The following is a 16982-nucleotide window of genomic DNA, read 5'->3' on the forward strand; positions in this document are numbered from 1 at the left end:
GCTCACCGCCACAGGTGGGCGTAGGTTGCAAACAGGCCCTGTAGTTTTGACAGGCTGCGGTTGCCAAGGCCGGGCGATGGTTGCTCGCCTTTGATCAGGCGATCAACCACGACCTCGACAGGGCAGGGCAGTCCTGTGACCGGGTCGTGATAGCGCGGATAGTCGATCAGTACCGCATGAGCCAACCCCGTGAGACTTGGCCGGGCCTTGCGCCAGGCCGGGGCGGAGATGATATCCCGGGTCAGCCCCCAGCCGGCATAGAAGGGGGATCCGACCACGGTCACCTTGACGCCCCTCAGCAGTGCCTCGAACCCCAAGAGCGAGGTCATGGTCCAGACCTCCTGCACGTGATCCAGAAGCGCCATCGGATCGGCATTATGCGCCACGACATCGGCCAGATCCTCGGGCACGATCTGCCCCTTGCGCAGACCTGCTTCGACATCGGGGTGGGGTTTGTAGATGATCACCGCCTTGGGATTGGCGGCGCGCACAGCGCGCAAGAGATCCAGATTGCTGCGTATCTTGCCCGCCCCCGCCAGGATCGAGGCATCGTCTTCGACTTGACCGGGCACGAGGATCCGGTGCCCCGCGGGCAAATCGGGGATGTCGCCGCCCAGATTGTACTTCGACAGGCTGTTCTGCGTCAGGCTCTTGATCAGTCGCTCGGCGCGGCGGGCCTCGGCATCGTTCAGGTCCTCACGCTGGGCGATCAGATCATCCAGATCCGAGGGCTGGCGCGGATCGTAATAGATCCCCTGCCGGTCCAGCACCAGCGACATCGGCGGCACCAGTTCGGCGCCCAGCCCCTGCGAGCGCAGAAATCCGTCCTCAAGATGAAAGGCCCCGGCGTGGGATTTGTCCGCTTTGGAGGCCCAGACCATCCAGTTGCGCCCGCTCTTGCGTGCTCTTTCCGGGTTTTCGGTAAACAGCATCTTCTTTTCGCTGCCGAAAAAGCCCTGCAACGGCCCGCGTTTCCACATGCGCATGCCGGAGGCTGCCCAACCGACGCGATCCTGACGCCAGGCGCGCACGCGGGCCTCCAGCGCGTCGATCACGGTTTCCAGCTCGCACAGCTGGTCGCGGAAGGGGTCGTACCAGGTGGGGTACAGGATCATTGCCGCGGAAAACAGTTGTGCGCGGGTCAGGCGGCGGTTGCGGCGCGGCGGCGGCATCTCGTCCTGCGTCAGGCCCCAACCGGCATAGAAGGGCTGGCCAAAGACGCGCGGTTTGTGGCCAGCCAGAATGGCCTCGAACCCCAGTTGCGAGGAGACGGTATAGACCGCGACCGCACCCTCCAGCAGCGGCCAGGGCGACACGGGACGCGTCAGCAGTTCTATCCGATCATTGGCATCTTCCGGGCCGAAATAGCCAGGCCGGTATCCGGCGCGGGTTTCCGGATGGGTCTTGATCAGAATACGGGCGCCGGGGTTTTCCTCTTGCGCGAAAACCAGCATTTCGCGGAACCGAGCTGCATCTGCTCCTGAGGCCGTGACCGAGGCATCGCCGCGCGCCTGATCCACCACCAGCACGTAACCGGGATCGGGAACCGGCGCTTCGGCAGCATAGGCGTTGTACTTGCTGAGATGCGCATCCATCAGCCGCCCGATGGCATCACGGGCGCGGCGCATCATGCTGCTGTCATCCAAGGGGTGCGTGGCCAGCAGCTGCTCCAGGTCAGATGGCGTGTTGGCGTCGAAATGCGCGCCCGAGCGGTCCAGCAGCAGCCCCAGAGGTGGCTCACCCGCGCGGCCTGGATAGACCGAGCGTAGAAAGGCGTCTTCGACCCGCAGCAGGGCAGAACCATATTTGTGAGCAATAGCCTTTCCACGATGGGCGGTGGGGGAATTGCCCCAGACCCCGACCAGATCCCCATCGCCGGGTAGCCCCAGCCGGATGTCATAACCGGCAAGGGACAGGATCCGACGCAATCGGGATTGGGTCAGGAAACCGCCGTTGTAAACAAAAAGCCGGGATCTGTCGTTCCCGGCTTTCGTTATGCCTGTCGGCGACCTTAGCATTGCGGCGTTACCCGCCAGCGATGGACGCGGCGCTCGACAGCGATCCAAGGGGCGTGACCAGCAGGGATATCGTCTTGGTCCACTGGGTATAGGGCGCCTCGGTGACATAGAGCGTGTCATCATCGCGGATCACGAAATCACGGGCAATGAACAGCCCGTTCGGCTGCGTCAGGTTCAGCACATAGACCATCCGCTGGGCACCGATCAGGTCGTCGCGGCCCAGCACCTGATTGGCGATCTCTGCCGGTTCGTTGCGTAGGATGAACACCCCGGTCGGGTCCGAGGCGGTGGAAATCAGACCGCCAACCTGGGCGATGGCTTCAAGCCCCGACAGGTCCTGGCTTTCAAAGGGAACGCGGGCCTGGGCGCTGGTGGCGCCAAGCGCGGTAAAGGAACGGGTGTCCTCTTCGACAAGGATCTTGTCACCGCCGCGCAGGGCGATGTCGAGTTCGGGATGATCATAGAGGTCCTGGAACCAGATCTTACCTTGCTGCTTCCCGCGGATCACGGTGACCTGGGCGATTTCGGGCTGGATCGTCACACCGCCAGCCTGGGCCAGCATGGTGGCCAATGTGCGGGTGGGACGCTCGATGGGATAAATCCCCTGTCCGCCCACGGCGCCGGTCAGGCTGACCGTGGCACCATCGCCGGCCAGACGGCGGACCTGCACCTGCGGATCCGGGGTCTGGTCTTCAAGCTTCTTGGTAATCTCTTCACGCAGTTGCTCCGGGGTGTTGCCCGAAGCCCTGAGACGACCGGCATAGGGCACGAAGATATAGCCGGCGCCATCGACCTGCACTTCTTCAAGCGCGGTCGCGTTCGAGGTTTCGGCGGCCAGAAGGCCATCATCGACGTTTTCCCAGATGGTCAGTCCCAAGACGTCGCCAGGCCGGATGATGTCAGAGGTCAGTCGGCCGGCTGAGGTAAAATCGGATGAAAAGCCAAGCGCGGGCACCACAGCGGTTGCCCGAGCCACCCGGTCATTCACGGAAACGATAAAGGCATCGCCCTCTTTCTGCACCGAACCGGCAAAGATCTGGCGTTTGTTCGGGCCAACCTTGGGCAAGCCACAGGACGCCGCAAGCGATACTGCGGCGAGAATCGCGATAGGGCGCGCCCAGCGAAATGGGACGTTTGTCACTGCTCGGTCTCCTCGACCTGTTATTGTTTTGCCTCAATTTTTTCAGACAGGATAGCGGAGCAGGGAACGGAAATCCAGTCTTGCGGTCTGTGCGGCTCAGTTCACGATACGCAACTGTTGCCGAGGAGCCGCTGTGCCACGCCTCAGCGCATCATAAGGATCGTCCGGTGCCAGCATCATGTCCACCACCTGACGCAGCAATTGCCGCCGTCCCTTGCGGGAGTAGTAACCGCCCGGCAGTTGCGAGGTCTCAAGCAGAAAGCGGCGGTAATCCTTATAGGCGCGGTTGTCCGGGCGGGCCGGGGTGGCAAAGAACTCCCCCAGGCTCTGGGGCGAGACGAACTCGGCCTTGTCATAGACCGCGCGGCCAAAAACCTTGAGCGGTATGCCGCGCCACAGGACCTGCTGACCGGCGGTCGAATTGACGGTAATGGCAGTGCGCGCCTCGTTCAGCAGCTGCGCCAGCTTGCCACCGCGAACGTAGTGAATGCGGTCCTTGATGCCGTGCTCCCGCGCCAGCCTGCGCACCACGCTGCGCAGCGGCACACGGCCATCCTCCAGCGGGTGCGCCTTGATCACCAGGTGGTGGTGGCGCGGCGCGCTTTCGGCGAAACCGGTGATCACCTCGGCCAGGAAATCGGCCATGCTTTCAAACGGGGAATGCATCTGGAACGAGCTGTCATGCTCCAGCTGCAAGAGCGCCAGATGGTAGGGAAAGCCACCGCTGCGGATGCGCCATGTGGCCAGCCGCCGGTCCAGCGCTTGGGCAGGCATCAGCAAGAGCCGTTGCAGGTAGAGTTGGAACTCGCGTGCCACCGGCAGTGATCGGTGTGGGCGGAAGTTCCGGTAACGCCGGTTCCGGAACATGACGAACCAGTGATAGAGCGCGCCGTAAAAGATATGCTGCCGCATATCCCCCCAGTGAGATGGGGGCAGCGGCGCCTCCATATCCGACAGGGCCAGTGCCTGCTGCATATCCGGAACTGACATGTCCATCAGCCGGGAATTGCCGTTGGAGCCACCCCGTTCATAGGTCACCCAATAGGGGCGCATGTAGCCTTCCTCAAAGACATGCACGCAGAGGCCCCGCTGTTTTGCGGCCTTGATCGCCTCGGCGTGGATCGGGCGGGTGTCACCGTACAGCACGATATCGGTGATCTGGTGCTGGTCGCAGATCCCCGCAAAGGTCGCGGGCCAGTCCTGCGGCGTGCCCTGATAGGGAATGTAGCTGGCCCTGTGGCGCCAGAAGGCGCTGTCCCCGGCGTTGAAGCCGACCCGCCATACCGAACAACCTGCCGCGCGCAGCATCGCGCCAAGGCGGTTGAAGAACGGCCCATGCGGCCCCTGCAGAAACAGGAAGCGACGATGCGGATCTGTGTCAGGCTCGGACATGCGATTTCTCGGGTTTCCGGGAATGTACCATCTCCCGGTTAACGAATGACTGGGGCGAAACTAAGGCTGAGGCGGCGGGCGTGCAAACGGGTTCGGTGTCAAGTCACTGCGTGTAAGGCCTGCGGGGACTTGTGAAGCCAGGGTGCAGGCGCTACCTCTTGGCCAACACGGAATGGAGGACGGGCCCTGACCCGTTCAGACGACTGGCAAGGAGCAGCCCCATGTTCACAGGTATCATCACCGACGTCGGCACCATCAAGGCGCTGGAACAAGAGGGCGATCTGCGCGCGCGCATCAGCACCAGCTATGATACGGCAGGGATCGACCTTGGCGCCTCCATCGCCTCGGATGGGGTATGCCTGACGGTAATCGAGCTGGGACCGGATTGGTACGATGTCCAGATCTCTGCCGAAACCGTCTCCAAGACCAACATTGGCGCCTGGACCGTGGGCAAACGCGTCAACCTTGAGCGCGCCCTGAAGGTCGGGGACGAACTGGGGGGACATATCGTATCGGGCCATGTCGATGGCGTGGCCGAGGTGGTCGATATCACGGATGAGGGCGACAGCACCCGGGTGACCCTGCGTGCGCCCAAGGACTTGGCGCGCTTCATCGCCCCCAAGGGCTCGGTGGCGCTCAACGGGACGTCGCTGACGGTCAACGATGTGGAAGGCAGTGATTTCGGTATCAATTTCATCCCCCACACCAAAGAGGTGACCACCTGGGGGGATGTGAAGCTGGGCGACAAGGTCAATCTGGAAATCGACACGCTGGCCCGCTACGTGGCGCGGCTGGCGGAGGTTGGGTGATGTCTGGTCTGGCATCCGGTGCGGCGCCCGCCGGGATCGGCCACAACAATGGCCCCAGCATGGAGCAGGGCCGGGCCTGGCGCGTACACGCCTGGCGCAGCGCCCAGAAAAAGCTGATGCCCAACACGATCCCGAAACTGGTTCTGCAGATGCGCATCAAACGCGCCGCGGAGCTGGGCATGGACTACAAGACCTACGCCCGCGTGCGGCAGACCTCGGGGCAGGACATCACGGGGCTGCTGTTCTCCTCCAACGCGCTGCGCATCATTGCCTATGGCGCCCATATGCCCGAGCAAGAGCGGCATGCGCTGGAGGCTGTGCAGAACGCCAGCAAACTGGCGTTAGTGCACCGGCCCAATACGCCCGAGGCGGTTCTGGCCGTCCACCCGGTTCTGAACGATGCAGGTGCGGCGCCGCGGTTCAGTGAAAGCTGGTCCGAGATGCGCGTGCGGGTTCAGGACCTGATGCGTCGCCAGGGATTGCCCGGCGCCTCGGTGGTGGTGATCGGGGATGCGCCGCTGGAAAGCGAATGGAGCACCGCCGGGCGCGCGGCTGCCTATCTCTCTGCCAGCGAGTATTTCGCGCATCAGTCCGCCTGAGCCGCCCATCCTGCGAACCGCAGGGAAGCTCCCGCCCCCCCTGAGCCAGCATCGAAGATGCAGGCCCGAGGCGTTGGGCCAGGCGCGCCGCTGCCGCGGCGCGCATCACCACATATCGCCGACGGTATAGCCCGCAGGAAAAGGATCGCTGGGATCCAGCGTGTAGCTGGACGATCCATAGATCCAGCCTTGCCCGGACAGGGTTGGTACGATGGCAGGGTAGGGGCCGACCCTAGTTTCTTCGACAATACGTCCGGTGAAGGTGGTGCCAAGCGGCCCGGCGTTGACGTAGTGCTGTCCCGGCGCAAGCAGGCCCCGGGCGTGCAGCACGGCCATCTTGGCGCAGGTGCCAGTGCCGCAGGGGGAGCGGTCCAGAATGCCGCTGGCATCCTGCGGGCGCGCCGGGTCAAAGGCACTGGTCGACAGCGTGATGGCGCCACGCCCATGGGTGTCTTTGGCAATGGGCGCCCCCCAGAGGTTGGTGATTGTTGGGCCGGTGATTGAGGGGTTCTCCGGGTGGATGACGGGCAGCTGCTCGGCCGTGGCGTGGCGGATGGCCTCGCTCACCCGGGTGATTTCCTTGCCATTGTCTGCCGCAAGATCCACGCCCAGATCGTCGGCGTTGGCCAGCACGAAGAACATGCCGCCCCAGGCCACATCGACGCTGACGGTGCCCAGGCCTGTGACCTCGACCTCGGCATCCAGATGCATGGCAAAGGCAGGCACGTTGCGAAAGCTGACGCGCGTGACCTTGCCGTTCTTGCAGTCGGCCCGCACCCGGATCAGCCCGGCGGGTGCTTCCAGCACCAGCTCGGTTACGGGTTCGACCATGGGCAGGATCCCGGCCTCCAACAGTACCGTCACCACGCAGATGGTGTTGGACCCGGACATGGGCGGATATTCGGTCTGCTCGAATATGATAAACCCCGCATCGGCCTCTGGGTGGCCGGGCGGTACGAGGACATTGCCGCATAGCCCCGGATTGCCGCGCGGCTCACGCAGCATCATCAGGCGGATCTCGTCGTGGTTTGCTGCCATGTCCTGCATTTTCTCGAACACGCTGTCGCCTTTCAGCAGGGGCATGCCGCCGGTGATGACGCGACCCGGCTCTCCTTCGGCGTGGGCCTCATAGGTTTGCAGGATACGAGAGGTGCGCATGGGCTTGGCTTTCGCTGATGTCTGATTTCGCAGATGTCTGATACGATGAGGCTAGCAGCCTTCTGCGCATCTGCAAACGTCGCGTCCCAAATTTCAAGAGAGCCATGTGGGCTGGCCTTTGCGGCGCGGCTGCGTTATCCCGCTGGCAACGCGGCAGCGCCATTCGAGGGCCTGCAACACGGATCATGAAAGGCCATGACATGAGCTTTGAAACACCGGGGCCGGTCGAAGCCCGCCTGCGCGATGCGATCAGCCCAATCGAAGAGATCATCGAAGAGGCCCGCCAAGGGCGCATGTTCATTCTCGTGGACCATGAGGACCGCGAAAATGAGGGCGATCTGGTGATCCCCGCGCAATTTGCGGATGCAGATGCGATCAACTTCATGGCAACCCACGGGCGCGGGCTTATTTGCCTGCCGATGACGGCGGACCGGATCGATACCCTGGGGCTGCCGATGATGGCGGTGAACAACTCCTCGCGGCATGAGACCGCCTTTACCGTCTCGATCGAGGCGCGCGAAGGTGTCTCTACCGGCATTTCCGCCGCTGACCGTGCCCTGACCGTGGCGACGGCGATCAACGAGCAGAACTCGATGGCGGAAATCGCAACGCCGGGCCATGTCTTCCCGCTGCGGGCGAAACGCGGCGGGGTGCTGGTGCGCGCGGGCCATACCGAGGCAGCGGTGGATATTTCCCGCCTTGCCGGGCTGCATCCTTCGGGCGTGATCTGCGAGATCATGAAGGAAGATGGCACCATGGCGCGTCTGCCGGATCTGGTGGAGTTTGCCGCCCAGCACGGGCAGAAGATCGGCACCATCAGCGATCTGATCGCCTACCGCGCGCGCAATGACAACCTGGTCACCGAGACCTCGCGCGAGACGGTCACGTCCGAGTTCGGCGGCGAGTGGGAGATGCGCCTTTTCACCGACCAGACCCATGGTGTGGAACATGTGGTGATGATCAAGGGTGATATCACCACGCCCGAGCCGGTTCTGGCGCGCACCCATGCGCTGCACGAGGCGACCGATATCCTGGGCCTTGGTCCCAAATCCGCCCGCCAATTGCCCCGCGCGATGGAGATCATCGCTGCCGAGGGGCGCGGGGTTGTGACCCTGTTCCGCCAGCCGCGCAATGCGCTTTATGCCTATGAGGATGACGGGTCGCGCACCGTGACCATCAAGCAGACGGGGATCGGCGCGCAGATTCTGTCGAACCTTGGCCTGAAAGATCTTATCCTGCTGACGGATTCGCCCTCGACCAAATATGTGGGCCTTGATGCCTATGGGCTGTCGATTGTCGGCACCCGTCCCATTCTGAAGGAAGCGTGATATGGCCGGACACGAAAGCCACTACATCCTGCCGCGTCCCAGCTTTGACAAACCGGTCAAGCTGCTCATCGTGGTTGCGCCTTATTACAAGGACATCGCCGACAATATGGTCGCAGGTGCCAAGGCCGAAATCGAGGCCGCAGGTGGCACCTGGGATCTGGTCGAAGTGCCCGGCGCGCTGGAGGTCCCTACGGCGATCTCCATTGCCGACCGGACCTCGAACTTTGACGGCTACGTGGCGCTAGGCTGCGTGATCCGCGGTGAGACCACCCATTACGATACGGTCTGCAACGACAGCAGCCGCGCGATCCAGCTGATGGGCCTGCAGGGTCTTTGCATCGGCAACGGCATCCTGACCGTAGAGAACCGCGCCCAGGCCGAGGTGCGCGCCGATCCCGCCGATCAGAATAAGGGCGGCGGCGCTGCGGCTGCGGCCTTGCATCTGATCGCACTGACGCGTAAGTGGAGCGCCCAGAGCAAGGGAGTCGGCTTTAAGGCCCCTTCCGAGGCCATCCAGCTGGCTGGCACAGACAACGGACCCACCACGGCATGACCAACCCAGACAGCGCCCCGAAGGGCAACGGCAAGACTCAGATGAAATCGGCGGCCCGGCTTTTTGCCGTGCAGGCGCTGTTCCAGATGGAGCACAGCAGCCAGACCTACGACAAGGTGATCGTCGAATTCGAGGATCACCGTTTCGGCGCTGTCTATGAAGGTGATGAATATGCCGAAGGAGACCCCAAGTTATTTCGCCAGCTGGTCGAAGGCGCCGTCAATCATCAGGCCAAGATCGACCAGATGACCGACCGCGCGCTGGTTGCGAAATGGCCGATTGCCCGGATCGACCCGACCCTGCGGGCGCTGTTCCGCGCTGCAGGCTCGGAACTGGTTGAGACGAAAACCCCGCCCAAGGTGGTGATCAACGAATTCGTCGACGTGGCGCGCGCGTTTTTCCCCGAAGGCAAAGAGCCGAAATTCGTCAACGCGGTTCTGGATCACATGGCCCGCGAAGCGCGCCCCGAGGCGTTCTGAACCTTCTTTTCAGGTGACCTTTGCAATCAGGCGCACCCCGGTGCGCCTGTTTTTGTTTTTACAGGGGGGGGATCGTTATTCGTTCCGATCGTGGAGGAGATGCAGGACAAATTCCGCCGATCGCATGTATTTTCCGCTTTATTCTCTGGACCGCCTGCCGCCGGGTGCTAACATTAAGAAGCAGCCTATGGAGGGAATCTCATGCCAAAGCTCATTCAACTCTATATCCGCAACGTTGCGCTGGGGTTCGGAATCGCTGCGGTCTTCGTCGGGCTGCTGCTCTGGTTCAACGTAATGAACCTTTGGGGGCTGGTCAGCACGTCTGATGTCGGGCTTTTGGCGATTGGCATTCTTTGGTTCATGAACGGGATTGTTTTTGCCGGGGTGCAATTCGCTTGGGCGGTGATGTCACTGGCCGGCGATGATGACGCAGGGCCGCGCCGGGGAACTCCGGTGGTGAACCATTTTGAACCGATCCGGGTAAAAGCCGCGGCGCCGCGCCCGCAGGATCGCCGGAAACAGCCGCGCGACTGACCTCTGGCCCAATTCACACCATTTTGAATATAGACTGAGGTGGGCAATCGTGAGGTTGTCCGCCTTGATGTTGTGAGGGGCCTGCCATTCAGGTGCGCGCAGCGCCGAAGCTGACCCAGATCAAGGCGATAACCAGCAAATTCTGAAACATGATGGCATGGGTCCGGCTCACCGACAGGACCCCGATTCATCTATTTGGAAAGGCCATCACATGTATCGTCTTGCTTTCATCCTGCATCTATTTATCGGCTCCACCCTTGCAGGTAGCGCCGTGGTAGCGGCCTTGGCCACGGGGCAGGACAGCCTTCAGCCCATCCTGATCGCGGCAGCGCTTGGCTTTATCGCGGCCTTTCCGGTGACGTGGCTGGTCGCGCGCAAGCTTTACAACCTGCGCTGACCTGCGCCCAGCCTTACAGTTTCTTCTGAATGTCGTCGGCCGCCTGCTCAAGGGCGGTTCCGGCTTTGTTGATGTCGCGGCCCGCACCTTTTGCGGTTTCGCAGGCAGCAAGGCTCAGCAGGCTCAGGGCAATCAGGACATGTTTGATCATGGTGTACTCCATCGTTCTTTGCGTGTTGTCTAGCATCGCCTGAGATGAGCAGCCAGAGGCGGAAAGTCGCTGCTCATCGAGCTGCGCGGTTCGACAGCTTTGTTGATGGAGGTCAATGTTCTCTATTAGGTGTTCGGGGATAAGCGCGTGGCAACATGTACCGAACACGACCTATCGGGAGGATTAGACGAATGGCATTTGAGATCCGTAAAGAGGCGCTTGAGGCGCGGCGCAAGGCCCTGACAGGGCATCTGGTCGAGGTGGAGCACACGCTGGACGCGCCCATGCCCAAGGATTGGGAGGATCGATCGTCCGAGCGGCAGGGCGACGAGGTGCTGGAAAGCCTTGGCAAGGCTGAACTGGATGAACTGCGCCAGATCGATGCGGCACTGGCGCGTATCGAAAGCGGTGACTACGGTTTCTGTCAGATCTGCGGTGATGCCATTTCGGGTGAACGGCTGGACCTGCTTCCTGCGACACCTTTTTGCAAGAAATGCGCCAAATAAGACTGGTGACCGGGGCATAGGCGCGCGTGGCGTCGGGCGGCGCTTTCCTTTGGCGCGCGCCGGGTCTAAAGCGATCATAGCTTTTCTGACACGGAGATACCCTTATGCCCTGCGCCCTCTGTTCCGCCGACGCGCCCCTGTCCTTTGTTGAGGTTCCGGGAGGGCCGGACGGCGCCGGGGTTGAGATCTGTGCCACCTGTGCAGAGCAGATCGCCGGAGATCTTGATCCCAACCACTGGCGCTGCCTGTCATCATCGATGTGGTCGGAAGAGCCTGCCGTGCAGGTGCTGGCGGCGCGTCTTCTGGCACGTCTTTCCGATCAGGACTGGGCCCGCGATCTGGCCGAGCAGCTGTGGCTGGACGATGAAACCCGCGCCTGGGCCGACAATGTTCCGGCGGCCAGCGCCCATGTGGACAGCAACGGCGCGCCTCTGGCGCAAGGTGATAACGTTGTCTTGATCAAGGACCTTCCGGTCAAAGGGGGCGGGTTCACCGCCAAACGCGGTACGGCGGTGCGCGGTATTTCCCTGGTTCAGGACAACCCCGAACACATCGAAGGGCGGGTCGAGGGTCAGCGGATCGTTATCCTCACGAAATTCGTGAAGAAGAAGTAGATGCCGCATGGCATCAGCTCTGCAATTTCCCAAAGCCACCGTTGCCGCGCCTTCCGCGATGTGGCACAAGCAATATCAACAGACTGAACAGACGAGTTTAGCACATGACTGACTTCGCCGAACGTCGCCGCATGATGGTCGACACCCAGGTCCGCCCCTCGGATGTGACGAAATACCCGATTATCGAAGCGATGCTCGCGGTACCTCGCGAAAGCTTTGTGCCTGATGCACAACGTGAAGCCGCCTATGCGGATCAGAACATCGATCTTGGCGACAGCCGCGTCCTGCTGGAGCCGCGCACCCTGGCCAAGGTTCTGGATGCACTGGATATCCAGAACGATGAGCTGGTGCTCGATGTGGCTTGCGGGCTGGGCTATTCCACGGCTGTGGCTGCCCGCGTTGCCCAGATGGTGATCGGCGTCGAACAGGACGAGGACATGGGCCGCGATGCTCAGGATCAACTGGCCGAGGCCGGAGCTGACAATGCCATCGTGCACGTTGGTGCGTTGGCCGAAGGCGCAGCGGAACATGGTCCCTATGATGTGATCATGATCCAGGGTGGTGTCGAAGATGTTCCTTCGGCGCTGCTCGAACAACTGCGCGATGGTGGCCGGATCGCCGCGGTCTTCATGACCGGCGCGCTCGGAGAGGTGAAGATCGGCCATAAGACAGGCGGCCAGGTTTCCTGGCGTTTTGCATTCAACGCGGGCGCCCCGGTACTGCCGGGCTTTGAAAAGGTTCGCGAATTCGCACTATAACCCGCCGGGGCAGAATATTCCCGCGTCCCGGGCAGGGGGCGCGGGGTGAGGCAAACCAACCGCGGCTGGCGGCGCGGCAAACGATAAGGCAACCGATGCGAAAGAAATTCTCGGTCCGTTTTTTGAAAACGTTTGTATATGTCGGCGCAGTTGCAGCGGCGCTGGCCGCGCCAAAATCCGCGGTGGCGGACAACCTGTCGGACGCCATGATAGGCGCCTACAAAACCAGCGGATTGCTGGAGCAAAACAGGGCGCTGCTGCGCGCCACGGATGAAAGCGTCGCTGTTGCGGTGGCGCGTTTGCGCCCGATCGTTGATTTTGCGATGACCGCAAGCCACCGCTACAGCCGGGGCATCTCCACCTTCGGGTTCCGCGACCACGATACCAATGGGCTTGATGTCGGTGTGTCGATGGAATGGCTGCTTTATGACGGCGGGGCCTCGCGGCTGGGTCAGCTGGCGGCGCAGGAAACGGTTCTGGCCACCCGTCAAAGCCTGCTGGATATCGAACAGCAAGTTCTGTTTTCCGCCGTTCAGGCCTATGTGAACGTGCTGTTGCAGCAGGACACCGTGCGCCTGCGGGGCAACAACCTGCGTCTTCTGCGCGAAGAACTGCGCGCCGCTCAGGACCGGTTCGAGGTCGGCGAAGTGACCCGCACCGATGTCGCCCTCGCCGAAAGCCGTGTGGCAGCCGCGCAGGCCAGCCTCACCGAAAGCCAGGGCGATCTGCTGGAAGCCAAGGCGACCTATATCGAGGTTGTCGGCAACCCGATCAACGTGGTTGCAGGCCAACCGCCGCTGCCGCAGCGGGTGGCCTCGCTGCAGGCGGCCGAAAGTGTCGCCATGCGCAACCACCCGAGCCTTCTGGCGCGTCAGCATTCGGTGAAGGCGGCGCAGCATACTGCGGCCAGCAGCGAAAAGAACCTTGGCCCCAGCGTGCGCCTGCGCGCCGATGCAGGCCATACCTATGATCTGAACGGCAACGGCGACTCGGACACCTCCGGCGTCAGCCTGACCCTGTCCCAGCGGCTTTATGCGGGCGGCGGTCTTGCCGCTGCGCGGCGGGCAGATATTGCCCGGCTCGATGCCGAAAAAGGCGCGCTGATCTCCACCCAAAGGTCCGTCACCCAATCGGTGGCCGCGGCCTATGTGTCGCTCGAAGCGGCGCGGGCCAGCCTTGTGTCTTCGGTCGAGCGGGTGCGGGCGGCGCAGGTCGCATTCGAAGGGATCCGCGAAGAGGCCACGCTGGGCGCGCGCACGACGCTGGATGTTCTGCAGGCCGAGCAGGAACTTCTGGGCGCGCAGACCGCGCGGGTGCAGGCGCGGGCCAATCAGGCGCTGGCGGCCTATCAGTTGTTGCAGGCGCAGGGCCTGCTCACAGCCGAGCATCTGGGGCTCGCCGTCGAGATCTATGATCCGACCCTGTATTATAATCTGGTCAAGGACGCTCCGGCCCATATCAGCAAGCGTAGCAAGGATCTGGACCGGGTTCTGAAGGCTCTGGGCCGCGACTGACGCGCGTTCTGGCGCCGGACACCACCGGGAACAACTGAAAATTTACCCTAATTGTTGTGTGGCCGCCGTTCGGCGGCTACAGTTGTGTCACTGGCTAAAGTGGTGCTGATTATTATGTCCGAACCTGTGACGCAGGCAGAAATCGAAGATGTCCTGTCCTCTATCCGTCGTCTCGTGAGTGAAGACGACAGAAAAGGGGCTGCCCGGGTCACCGGGGCTGAAGAATCTGCGTTGCCAGAGACGGAGCCAGCCGAACCACGGTCCGAGAAGGCGGCGACGCGACTTGTGCTGACGCCTGCGCTACGGGTGTCAGAGGCCAAGCCCGAGGCGGCCGACCCTATCGATACAGCATATGCGCGGGAGGTACCCCCTGAGGGTACCGACAGCAGCGCCAGTTCGATTCCCGCGGTGGAAGTCGATACAGACCCCGCCTCGGTGGCGACTGATGAGACCGCCGCAGAGGCGGCGGGGCAGGCCGTTGAACCGGCAGAAGAAACACCTGCAGAGGAAGCCCAGAGCACTTCCGATGAGGATGCCACTGATGCGGGGGAAGATGCGCCCTGGAAAGATCCCTGGGCGACCCTCTATCAAGCGGCGGGCGTAACCGGAGTTGAAAGCTTTCAGAATGCTTCTGATGAGGTAGAGGCGCAGTCTGAAGCCTCCCTGTCCGATGCAATGCTGGAAGAGACTGACCCAGCTGACCGGGTGTTCGCCGTTGTGCAGAAAATTACGGAGCTGGAAGCCAAGGTTGCGCGCTCCGAAGAGCAATGGGAGCCAGACGGCAGGTCCAGCGACCCCTATGCAGGTACCAATGTCGAAACGCTGCAGTGGCAGGATCATCACGACGAGGATCTGTCTTCTGAGGAGACCGCTGAACAGCATGAAGAAGTTGTGTCCTGGCCTGACAGCGCGACTGCAGAAGCTGCCAGTGAAGATGCCGACTTTGGGACCGAAGCTGATCTTGTAGACCCAGCGCGCGGCATTGCCGAAGAGGCCATCACAGCCGAGACGCTGGACGCGCTGACCGAAGAGGACAGCTATCTGGACGAAGACAGCCTGCGCGAGTTGGTGGCCGAGATCGTTCGCGAAGAATTGCAGGGTGCGCTTGGTGAGCGCATCACCCGCAACGTCCGTAAACTGGTGCGCCGGGAAATCCACCGGGCGCTGGCAGCACAAGACCTGCTCTGACCTCCTGCGCTACGGCATTAGGTGGCATTGGTTGCTTCCTGAGTTACGGTCATGTCCCGTGTGAGTGGCGCGCAAGCCGAACATCAGGGCAGAGCGCTCCCGCCCGGATCGGGCATTTTCAATTCCCCTATCCCGTTGGGCCGGGCGCCGCGCTGCGCACGGCGCGGTCGCGCTCTGGCACGGGGCGCTGCGCCTATGTGCGCCGACTGACGGGCTGCGACAGCTCGAGCAGTTGATTGAGGTCCATGTAGCGCTCCAGATGCGCCGCAAGATCATCCAGAGCCGCATCGACGCCATCCTCGTAGGAAGTCCGGCTTTCGTGCCCCAGATCGGCCAGAAAGGCAGCGCGGAAGGCATCGGCGCTGAACAGCCCATGCAAATATGAACCGCGCACACGTCCATCCGGTGACGCTGCGCCCTCGGCCCGGTCTTCGACGCTGAGCCAGGCGCGGTCTGTATCGGGGCCACTGGTGCGCCCCATGTGGATCTCGTAGCCGGAGACCGGCAGGTTACCGTCCCGCGTGGTGGCCTTGGTCAGGGTCACGCGCTTGTCGCCCACCATGGTCGTATGCACGTCCAGCAGGCCAAGCCCGGCCACCTTGCCGGGGCGGCCGTCGACCCCCTTCGGATCATCAATGGTCTGGCCGAGCATCTGATAGCCGCCACAAAGACCCAGAACATGACCACCGCGCCGGTGGTGTGCAAGGATGTCGATGTCCCAGCCTTGGGCGCGCAGAAAGGTGAGATCGCCAATCGTGGATTTGCTGCCGGGGATCAGCACCAGATCTGCATCGCCGGGCAGGGCACGCCCGGGGGGCACGATCTCTACCGTCACATCAGGTTCGGCGGCCAGCGGATCCAGATCATCGAAATTCGCCATCCGCTCCAGCTGTGGCACCACCACCTTGCAGGCCCCACCCGCGCGGGAGGCGATGTCCATCATATCCTCGGCTGGCAGTTTCCAGGCGTCCCAGAACCAGGGGACAACGCCCAGCGAAGGCCAGCCGGTGCGGGCCACGATATCGTCGCGCCCGCCGTCAAACAGGCTGAGATCGCCGCGGAACCGGTTCACGGCAAAGCCGACGATGCGTTCCAGATCCGCAGGCTCCAGCACCGCCTGGGTACCGACGATCTGCGCGATGACGCCGCCGCGGTGAATGTCACCCACCAGCACCACCGGCACCTCTGCCGCGCAGGCAAAGCCCATGTTGGCGATGTCGCGCGGGCGCAGGTTGGTTTCCGCCGGAGAACCGGCCCCTTCGATCAGCACCAGATCGGCGTCAGCTGCCAGGCGGTAATAGCTGTCGAGTACAGCCTCGAGCAGCCCCGATTTATCGCGCATGAAGGATCCGGCGCCCTGGGTTCCGCGCCGTTTTCCCTGAACGATAATCTGAGCGCCGGTATCGGTTTCGGGCTTCAGCAGCACCGGGTTCATATCCGTATGCGGCGCGCGCATGGCAGCGCGGGCCTGCAGGGCTTGCGCGCGGCCGATTTCGCCACCTTCGGGGGTGACAGCCGCGTTGTTCGACATGTTCTGCGGTTTGAACGGCGCCACCCGCAGGCCGCGCCGCGTATAGGCGCGCGCCAGCCCCGCAACCAGAAGCGATTTTCCGACATTGCTGCCGGTGCCTTGGATCATCAGTGCCCGTACCGTCATGCGCCTGCCTTGCTGCTCACTCTTGTTCGCGCAGACAGTTGCAATGCGGGCGGGCGCAGGTCAACGGCAATCGAAAGCATGGCCTGATCGGATGGTGGGGCAGGGGCCTGCGGAAGCTGTGCGGCGATATTGGGGGGCAGGAGGTGCACGGAAGTCACCGGCGACAAAAGCGAGGCTACAAAAGAA

The 16982-nt window shown here is 62.6% G+C and carries 18 protein-coding genes; 12 read left to right on the forward strand and 6 right to left on the reverse strand.

Annotated elements, in window-relative coordinates; all coding sequences use genetic code 11:
- Nucleotides 1-2: 2 nt before the first annotated feature.
- The 3 genes from SM765_RS14750 to SM765_RS14760 all read right to left on the reverse strand — a co-directional run bounded on the left by SM765_RS14750 (nucleotide 3) and on the right by SM765_RS14760 (nucleotide 4551).
- On the reverse strand, nucleotides 3-2018 hold the full coding sequence (locus SM765_RS14750; RefSeq protein WP_274836022.1) for a capsule polysaccharide biogenesis protein: 2016 nt from the start codon (nucleotides 2016-2018) through the stop codon (nucleotides 3-5).
- 7 nt (nucleotides 2019-2025) lie between these two features.
- Nucleotides 2026-3159 carry a polysaccharide biosynthesis/export family protein gene (locus tag SM765_RS14755; RefSeq protein ID WP_274828256.1) on the reverse strand — a complete coding sequence of 378 codons (1134 nt, stop codon included), beginning with the start codon at nucleotides 3157-3159 and terminating at the stop codon, nucleotides 2026-2028.
- Nucleotides 3160-3255: 96 nt separating this feature from the next.
- Nucleotides 3256-4551: a capsule polysaccharide biogenesis protein gene (locus SM765_RS14760; RefSeq protein ID WP_274838318.1), complete on the reverse strand. Its 1296-nt coding sequence runs from the start codon at nucleotides 4549-4551 to the stop codon at nucleotides 3256-3258.
- Nucleotides 4552-4772: 221 nt separating this feature from the next.
- Here SM765_RS14760 and SM765_RS14765 point away from each other — a divergent pair, with 221 nt between their 5' ends.
- Complete coding sequence (locus SM765_RS14765) at nucleotides 4773-5360, forward strand: riboflavin synthase (RefSeq protein WP_274838317.1); 588 nt, start codon at nucleotides 4773-4775, stop codon at nucleotides 5358-5360.
- A complete protein-coding gene (locus tag SM765_RS14770) occupies nucleotides 5360-5959 on the forward strand; it encodes a hypothetical protein (RefSeq protein WP_274838316.1) in 600 nt (199 codons plus the stop codon). Before SM765_RS14765 ends, SM765_RS14770 begins: the two co-directional genes overlap by 1 nt.
- Before the next feature lie 105 nt (nucleotides 5960-6064).
- Here SM765_RS14770 and SM765_RS14775 read toward each other — a convergent pair whose 3' ends face one another.
- A complete protein-coding gene (locus SM765_RS14775) occupies nucleotides 6065-7117 on the reverse strand; it encodes a proline racemase family protein (protein ID WP_274838315.1) in 1053 nt (350 codons plus the stop codon).
- Between the two features lie 200 nt (nucleotides 7118-7317).
- On the opposite strand from SM765_RS14775, the gene ribB reads away from it, so the two are divergent.
- The 5 genes from ribB to SM765_RS14800 all read left to right on the forward strand — a co-directional run bounded on the left by ribB (nucleotide 7318) and on the right by SM765_RS14800 (nucleotide 10408).
- On the forward strand, nucleotides 7318-8445 hold the full coding sequence (gene ribB / locus SM765_RS14780; RefSeq protein ID WP_274838370.1) for a 3,4-dihydroxy-2-butanone-4-phosphate synthase: 1128 nt from the start codon (nucleotides 7318-7320) through the stop codon (nucleotides 8443-8445).
- A gap of 1 nt (nucleotide 8446) precedes the next feature.
- Nucleotides 8447-8998, forward strand: a complete 552-nt coding sequence (locus SM765_RS14785; protein ID WP_274832418.1) for a 6,7-dimethyl-8-ribityllumazine synthase — start codon at nucleotides 8447-8449, stop codon at nucleotides 8996-8998.
- Nucleotides 8995-9477 carry a transcription antitermination factor NusB gene (nusB, locus tag SM765_RS14790; protein WP_065270900.1) on the forward strand — a complete coding sequence of 161 codons (483 nt, stop codon included), beginning with the start codon at nucleotides 8995-8997 and terminating at the stop codon, nucleotides 9475-9477. Before SM765_RS14785 ends, nusB begins: the two co-directional genes overlap by 4 nt.
- Nucleotides 9478-9678: 201 nt before the next feature.
- A complete protein-coding gene (locus SM765_RS14795; protein ID WP_274836015.1) occupies nucleotides 9679-10011 on the forward strand; it encodes a hypothetical protein in 333 nt (110 codons plus the stop codon).
- 211 nt (nucleotides 10012-10222) lie between these two features.
- The gene (locus SM765_RS14800) at nucleotides 10223-10408 is read left to right on the forward strand and encodes a CTP synthetase (protein WP_065270898.1); all 186 of its coding nucleotides are present in this window, start codon (nucleotides 10223-10225) and stop codon (nucleotides 10406-10408) included.
- A 13-nt stretch (nucleotides 10409-10421) separates the two neighbouring features.
- Here SM765_RS14800 and SM765_RS14805 read toward each other — a convergent pair whose 3' ends face one another.
- Nucleotides 10422-10559, reverse strand: coding sequence for an entericidin A/B family lipoprotein (locus tag SM765_RS14805; RefSeq protein WP_116560370.1), 138 nt, complete (start codon nucleotides 10557-10559; stop codon nucleotides 10422-10424).
- A 191-nt stretch (nucleotides 10560-10750) separates the two neighbouring features.
- On the opposite strand from SM765_RS14805, the gene SM765_RS14810 reads away from it, so the two are divergent.
- The 5 genes from SM765_RS14810 (at nucleotide 10751) to SM765_RS14830 (ending at nucleotide 15139) form a co-directional block, all read left to right on the forward strand.
- The gene (locus SM765_RS14810) at nucleotides 10751-11065 is read left to right on the forward strand and encodes a TraR/DksA family transcriptional regulator (protein ID WP_274838314.1); all 315 of its coding nucleotides are present in this window, start codon (nucleotides 10751-10753) and stop codon (nucleotides 11063-11065) included.
- 104 nt (nucleotides 11066-11169) lie between these two features.
- Nucleotides 11170-11679 (forward strand): PhnA domain-containing protein, encoded by a 510-nt coding sequence (locus SM765_RS14815; RefSeq protein WP_065270896.1) that lies wholly within the window; start codon nucleotides 11170-11172, stop codon nucleotides 11677-11679.
- Between the two features lie 104 nt (nucleotides 11680-11783).
- The gene (locus SM765_RS14820) at nucleotides 11784-12437 is read left to right on the forward strand and encodes a protein-L-isoaspartate O-methyltransferase family protein (RefSeq protein WP_274828264.1); all 654 of its coding nucleotides are present in this window, start codon (nucleotides 11784-11786) and stop codon (nucleotides 12435-12437) included.
- Nucleotides 12438-12532: 95 nt separating this feature from the next.
- A complete protein-coding gene (locus SM765_RS14825) occupies nucleotides 12533-13951 on the forward strand; it encodes a TolC family outer membrane protein (RefSeq protein WP_274838313.1) in 1419 nt (472 codons plus the stop codon).
- Nucleotides 13952-14065: 114 nt separating this feature from the next.
- A complete protein-coding gene (locus tag SM765_RS14830; RefSeq protein ID WP_274836012.1) occupies nucleotides 14066-15139 on the forward strand; it encodes a hypothetical protein in 1074 nt (357 codons plus the stop codon).
- 193 nt (nucleotides 15140-15332) lie between these two features.
- Here the strand turns inward: SM765_RS14830 and SM765_RS14835 are convergent, their stop codons facing one another.
- Nucleotides 15333-16796: a cobyric acid synthase gene (locus tag SM765_RS14835; protein WP_274836011.1), complete on the reverse strand. Its 1464-nt coding sequence runs from the start codon at nucleotides 16794-16796 to the stop codon at nucleotides 15333-15335.
- Between the last annotated feature and the right edge of the window lie 186 nt (nucleotides 16797-16982).

Origin of the sequence: Pseudophaeobacter sp. 1A09344, assembly GCF_041008745.1 — a bacterium.
Taxonomy (GTDB): domain Bacteria; phylum Pseudomonadota; class Alphaproteobacteria; order Rhodobacterales; family Rhodobacteraceae; genus Phycobacter; species Phycobacter gallaeciensis_A.

Coding starts and splice junctions, on each gene's coding strand:
- SM765_RS14750 (WP_274836022.1), bottom strand. CDS start 2,018: ATGCTAAGGTCGCCGACAGGCATAACGAAAGCCGGGAACGACAGATCC.
- SM765_RS14760 (WP_274838318.1), bottom strand. CDS start 4,551: ATGTCCGAGCCTGACACAGATCCGCATCGTCGCTTCCTGTTTCTGCAG.
- SM765_RS14765 (WP_274838317.1), top strand. CDS start 4,773: ATGTTCACAGGTATCATCACCGACGTCGGCACCATCAAGGCGCTGGAA.
- SM765_RS14770 (WP_274838316.1), top strand. CDS start 5,360: ATGTCTGGTCTGGCATCCGGTGCGGCGCCCGCCGGGATCGGCCACAAC.
- SM765_RS14775 (WP_274838315.1), bottom strand. CDS start 7,117: ATGCGCACCTCTCGTATCCTGCAAACCTATGAGGCCCACGCCGAAGGA.
- ribB (WP_274838370.1), top strand. CDS start 7,318: ATGAGCTTTGAAACACCGGGGCCGGTCGAAGCCCGCCTGCGCGATGCG.
- SM765_RS14785 (WP_274832418.1), top strand. CDS start 8,447: ATGGCCGGACACGAAAGCCACTACATCCTGCCGCGTCCCAGCTTTGAC.
- nusB (WP_065270900.1), top strand. CDS start 8,995: ATGACCAACCCAGACAGCGCCCCGAAGGGCAACGGCAAGACTCAGATG.
- SM765_RS14795 (WP_274836015.1), top strand. CDS start 9,679: ATGCCAAAGCTCATTCAACTCTATATCCGCAACGTTGCGCTGGGGTTC.
- SM765_RS14800 (WP_065270898.1), top strand. CDS start 10,223: ATGTATCGTCTTGCTTTCATCCTGCATCTATTTATCGGCTCCACCCTT.
- SM765_RS14805 (WP_116560370.1), bottom strand. CDS start 10,559: ATGATCAAACATGTCCTGATTGCCCTGAGCCTGCTGAGCCTTGCTGCC.
- SM765_RS14810 (WP_274838314.1), top strand. CDS start 10,751: ATGGCATTTGAGATCCGTAAAGAGGCGCTTGAGGCGCGGCGCAAGGCC.
- SM765_RS14815 (WP_065270896.1), top strand. CDS start 11,170: ATGCCCTGCGCCCTCTGTTCCGCCGACGCGCCCCTGTCCTTTGTTGAG.
- SM765_RS14820 (WP_274828264.1), top strand. CDS start 11,784: ATGACTGACTTCGCCGAACGTCGCCGCATGATGGTCGACACCCAGGTC.
- SM765_RS14825 (WP_274838313.1), top strand. CDS start 12,533: ATGCGAAAGAAATTCTCGGTCCGTTTTTTGAAAACGTTTGTATATGTC.
- SM765_RS14830 (WP_274836012.1), top strand. CDS start 14,066: ATGTCCGAACCTGTGACGCAGGCAGAAATCGAAGATGTCCTGTCCTCT.
- SM765_RS14835 (WP_274836011.1), bottom strand. CDS start 16,796: ATGACGGTACGGGCACTGATGATCCAAGGCACCGGCAGCAATGTCGGA.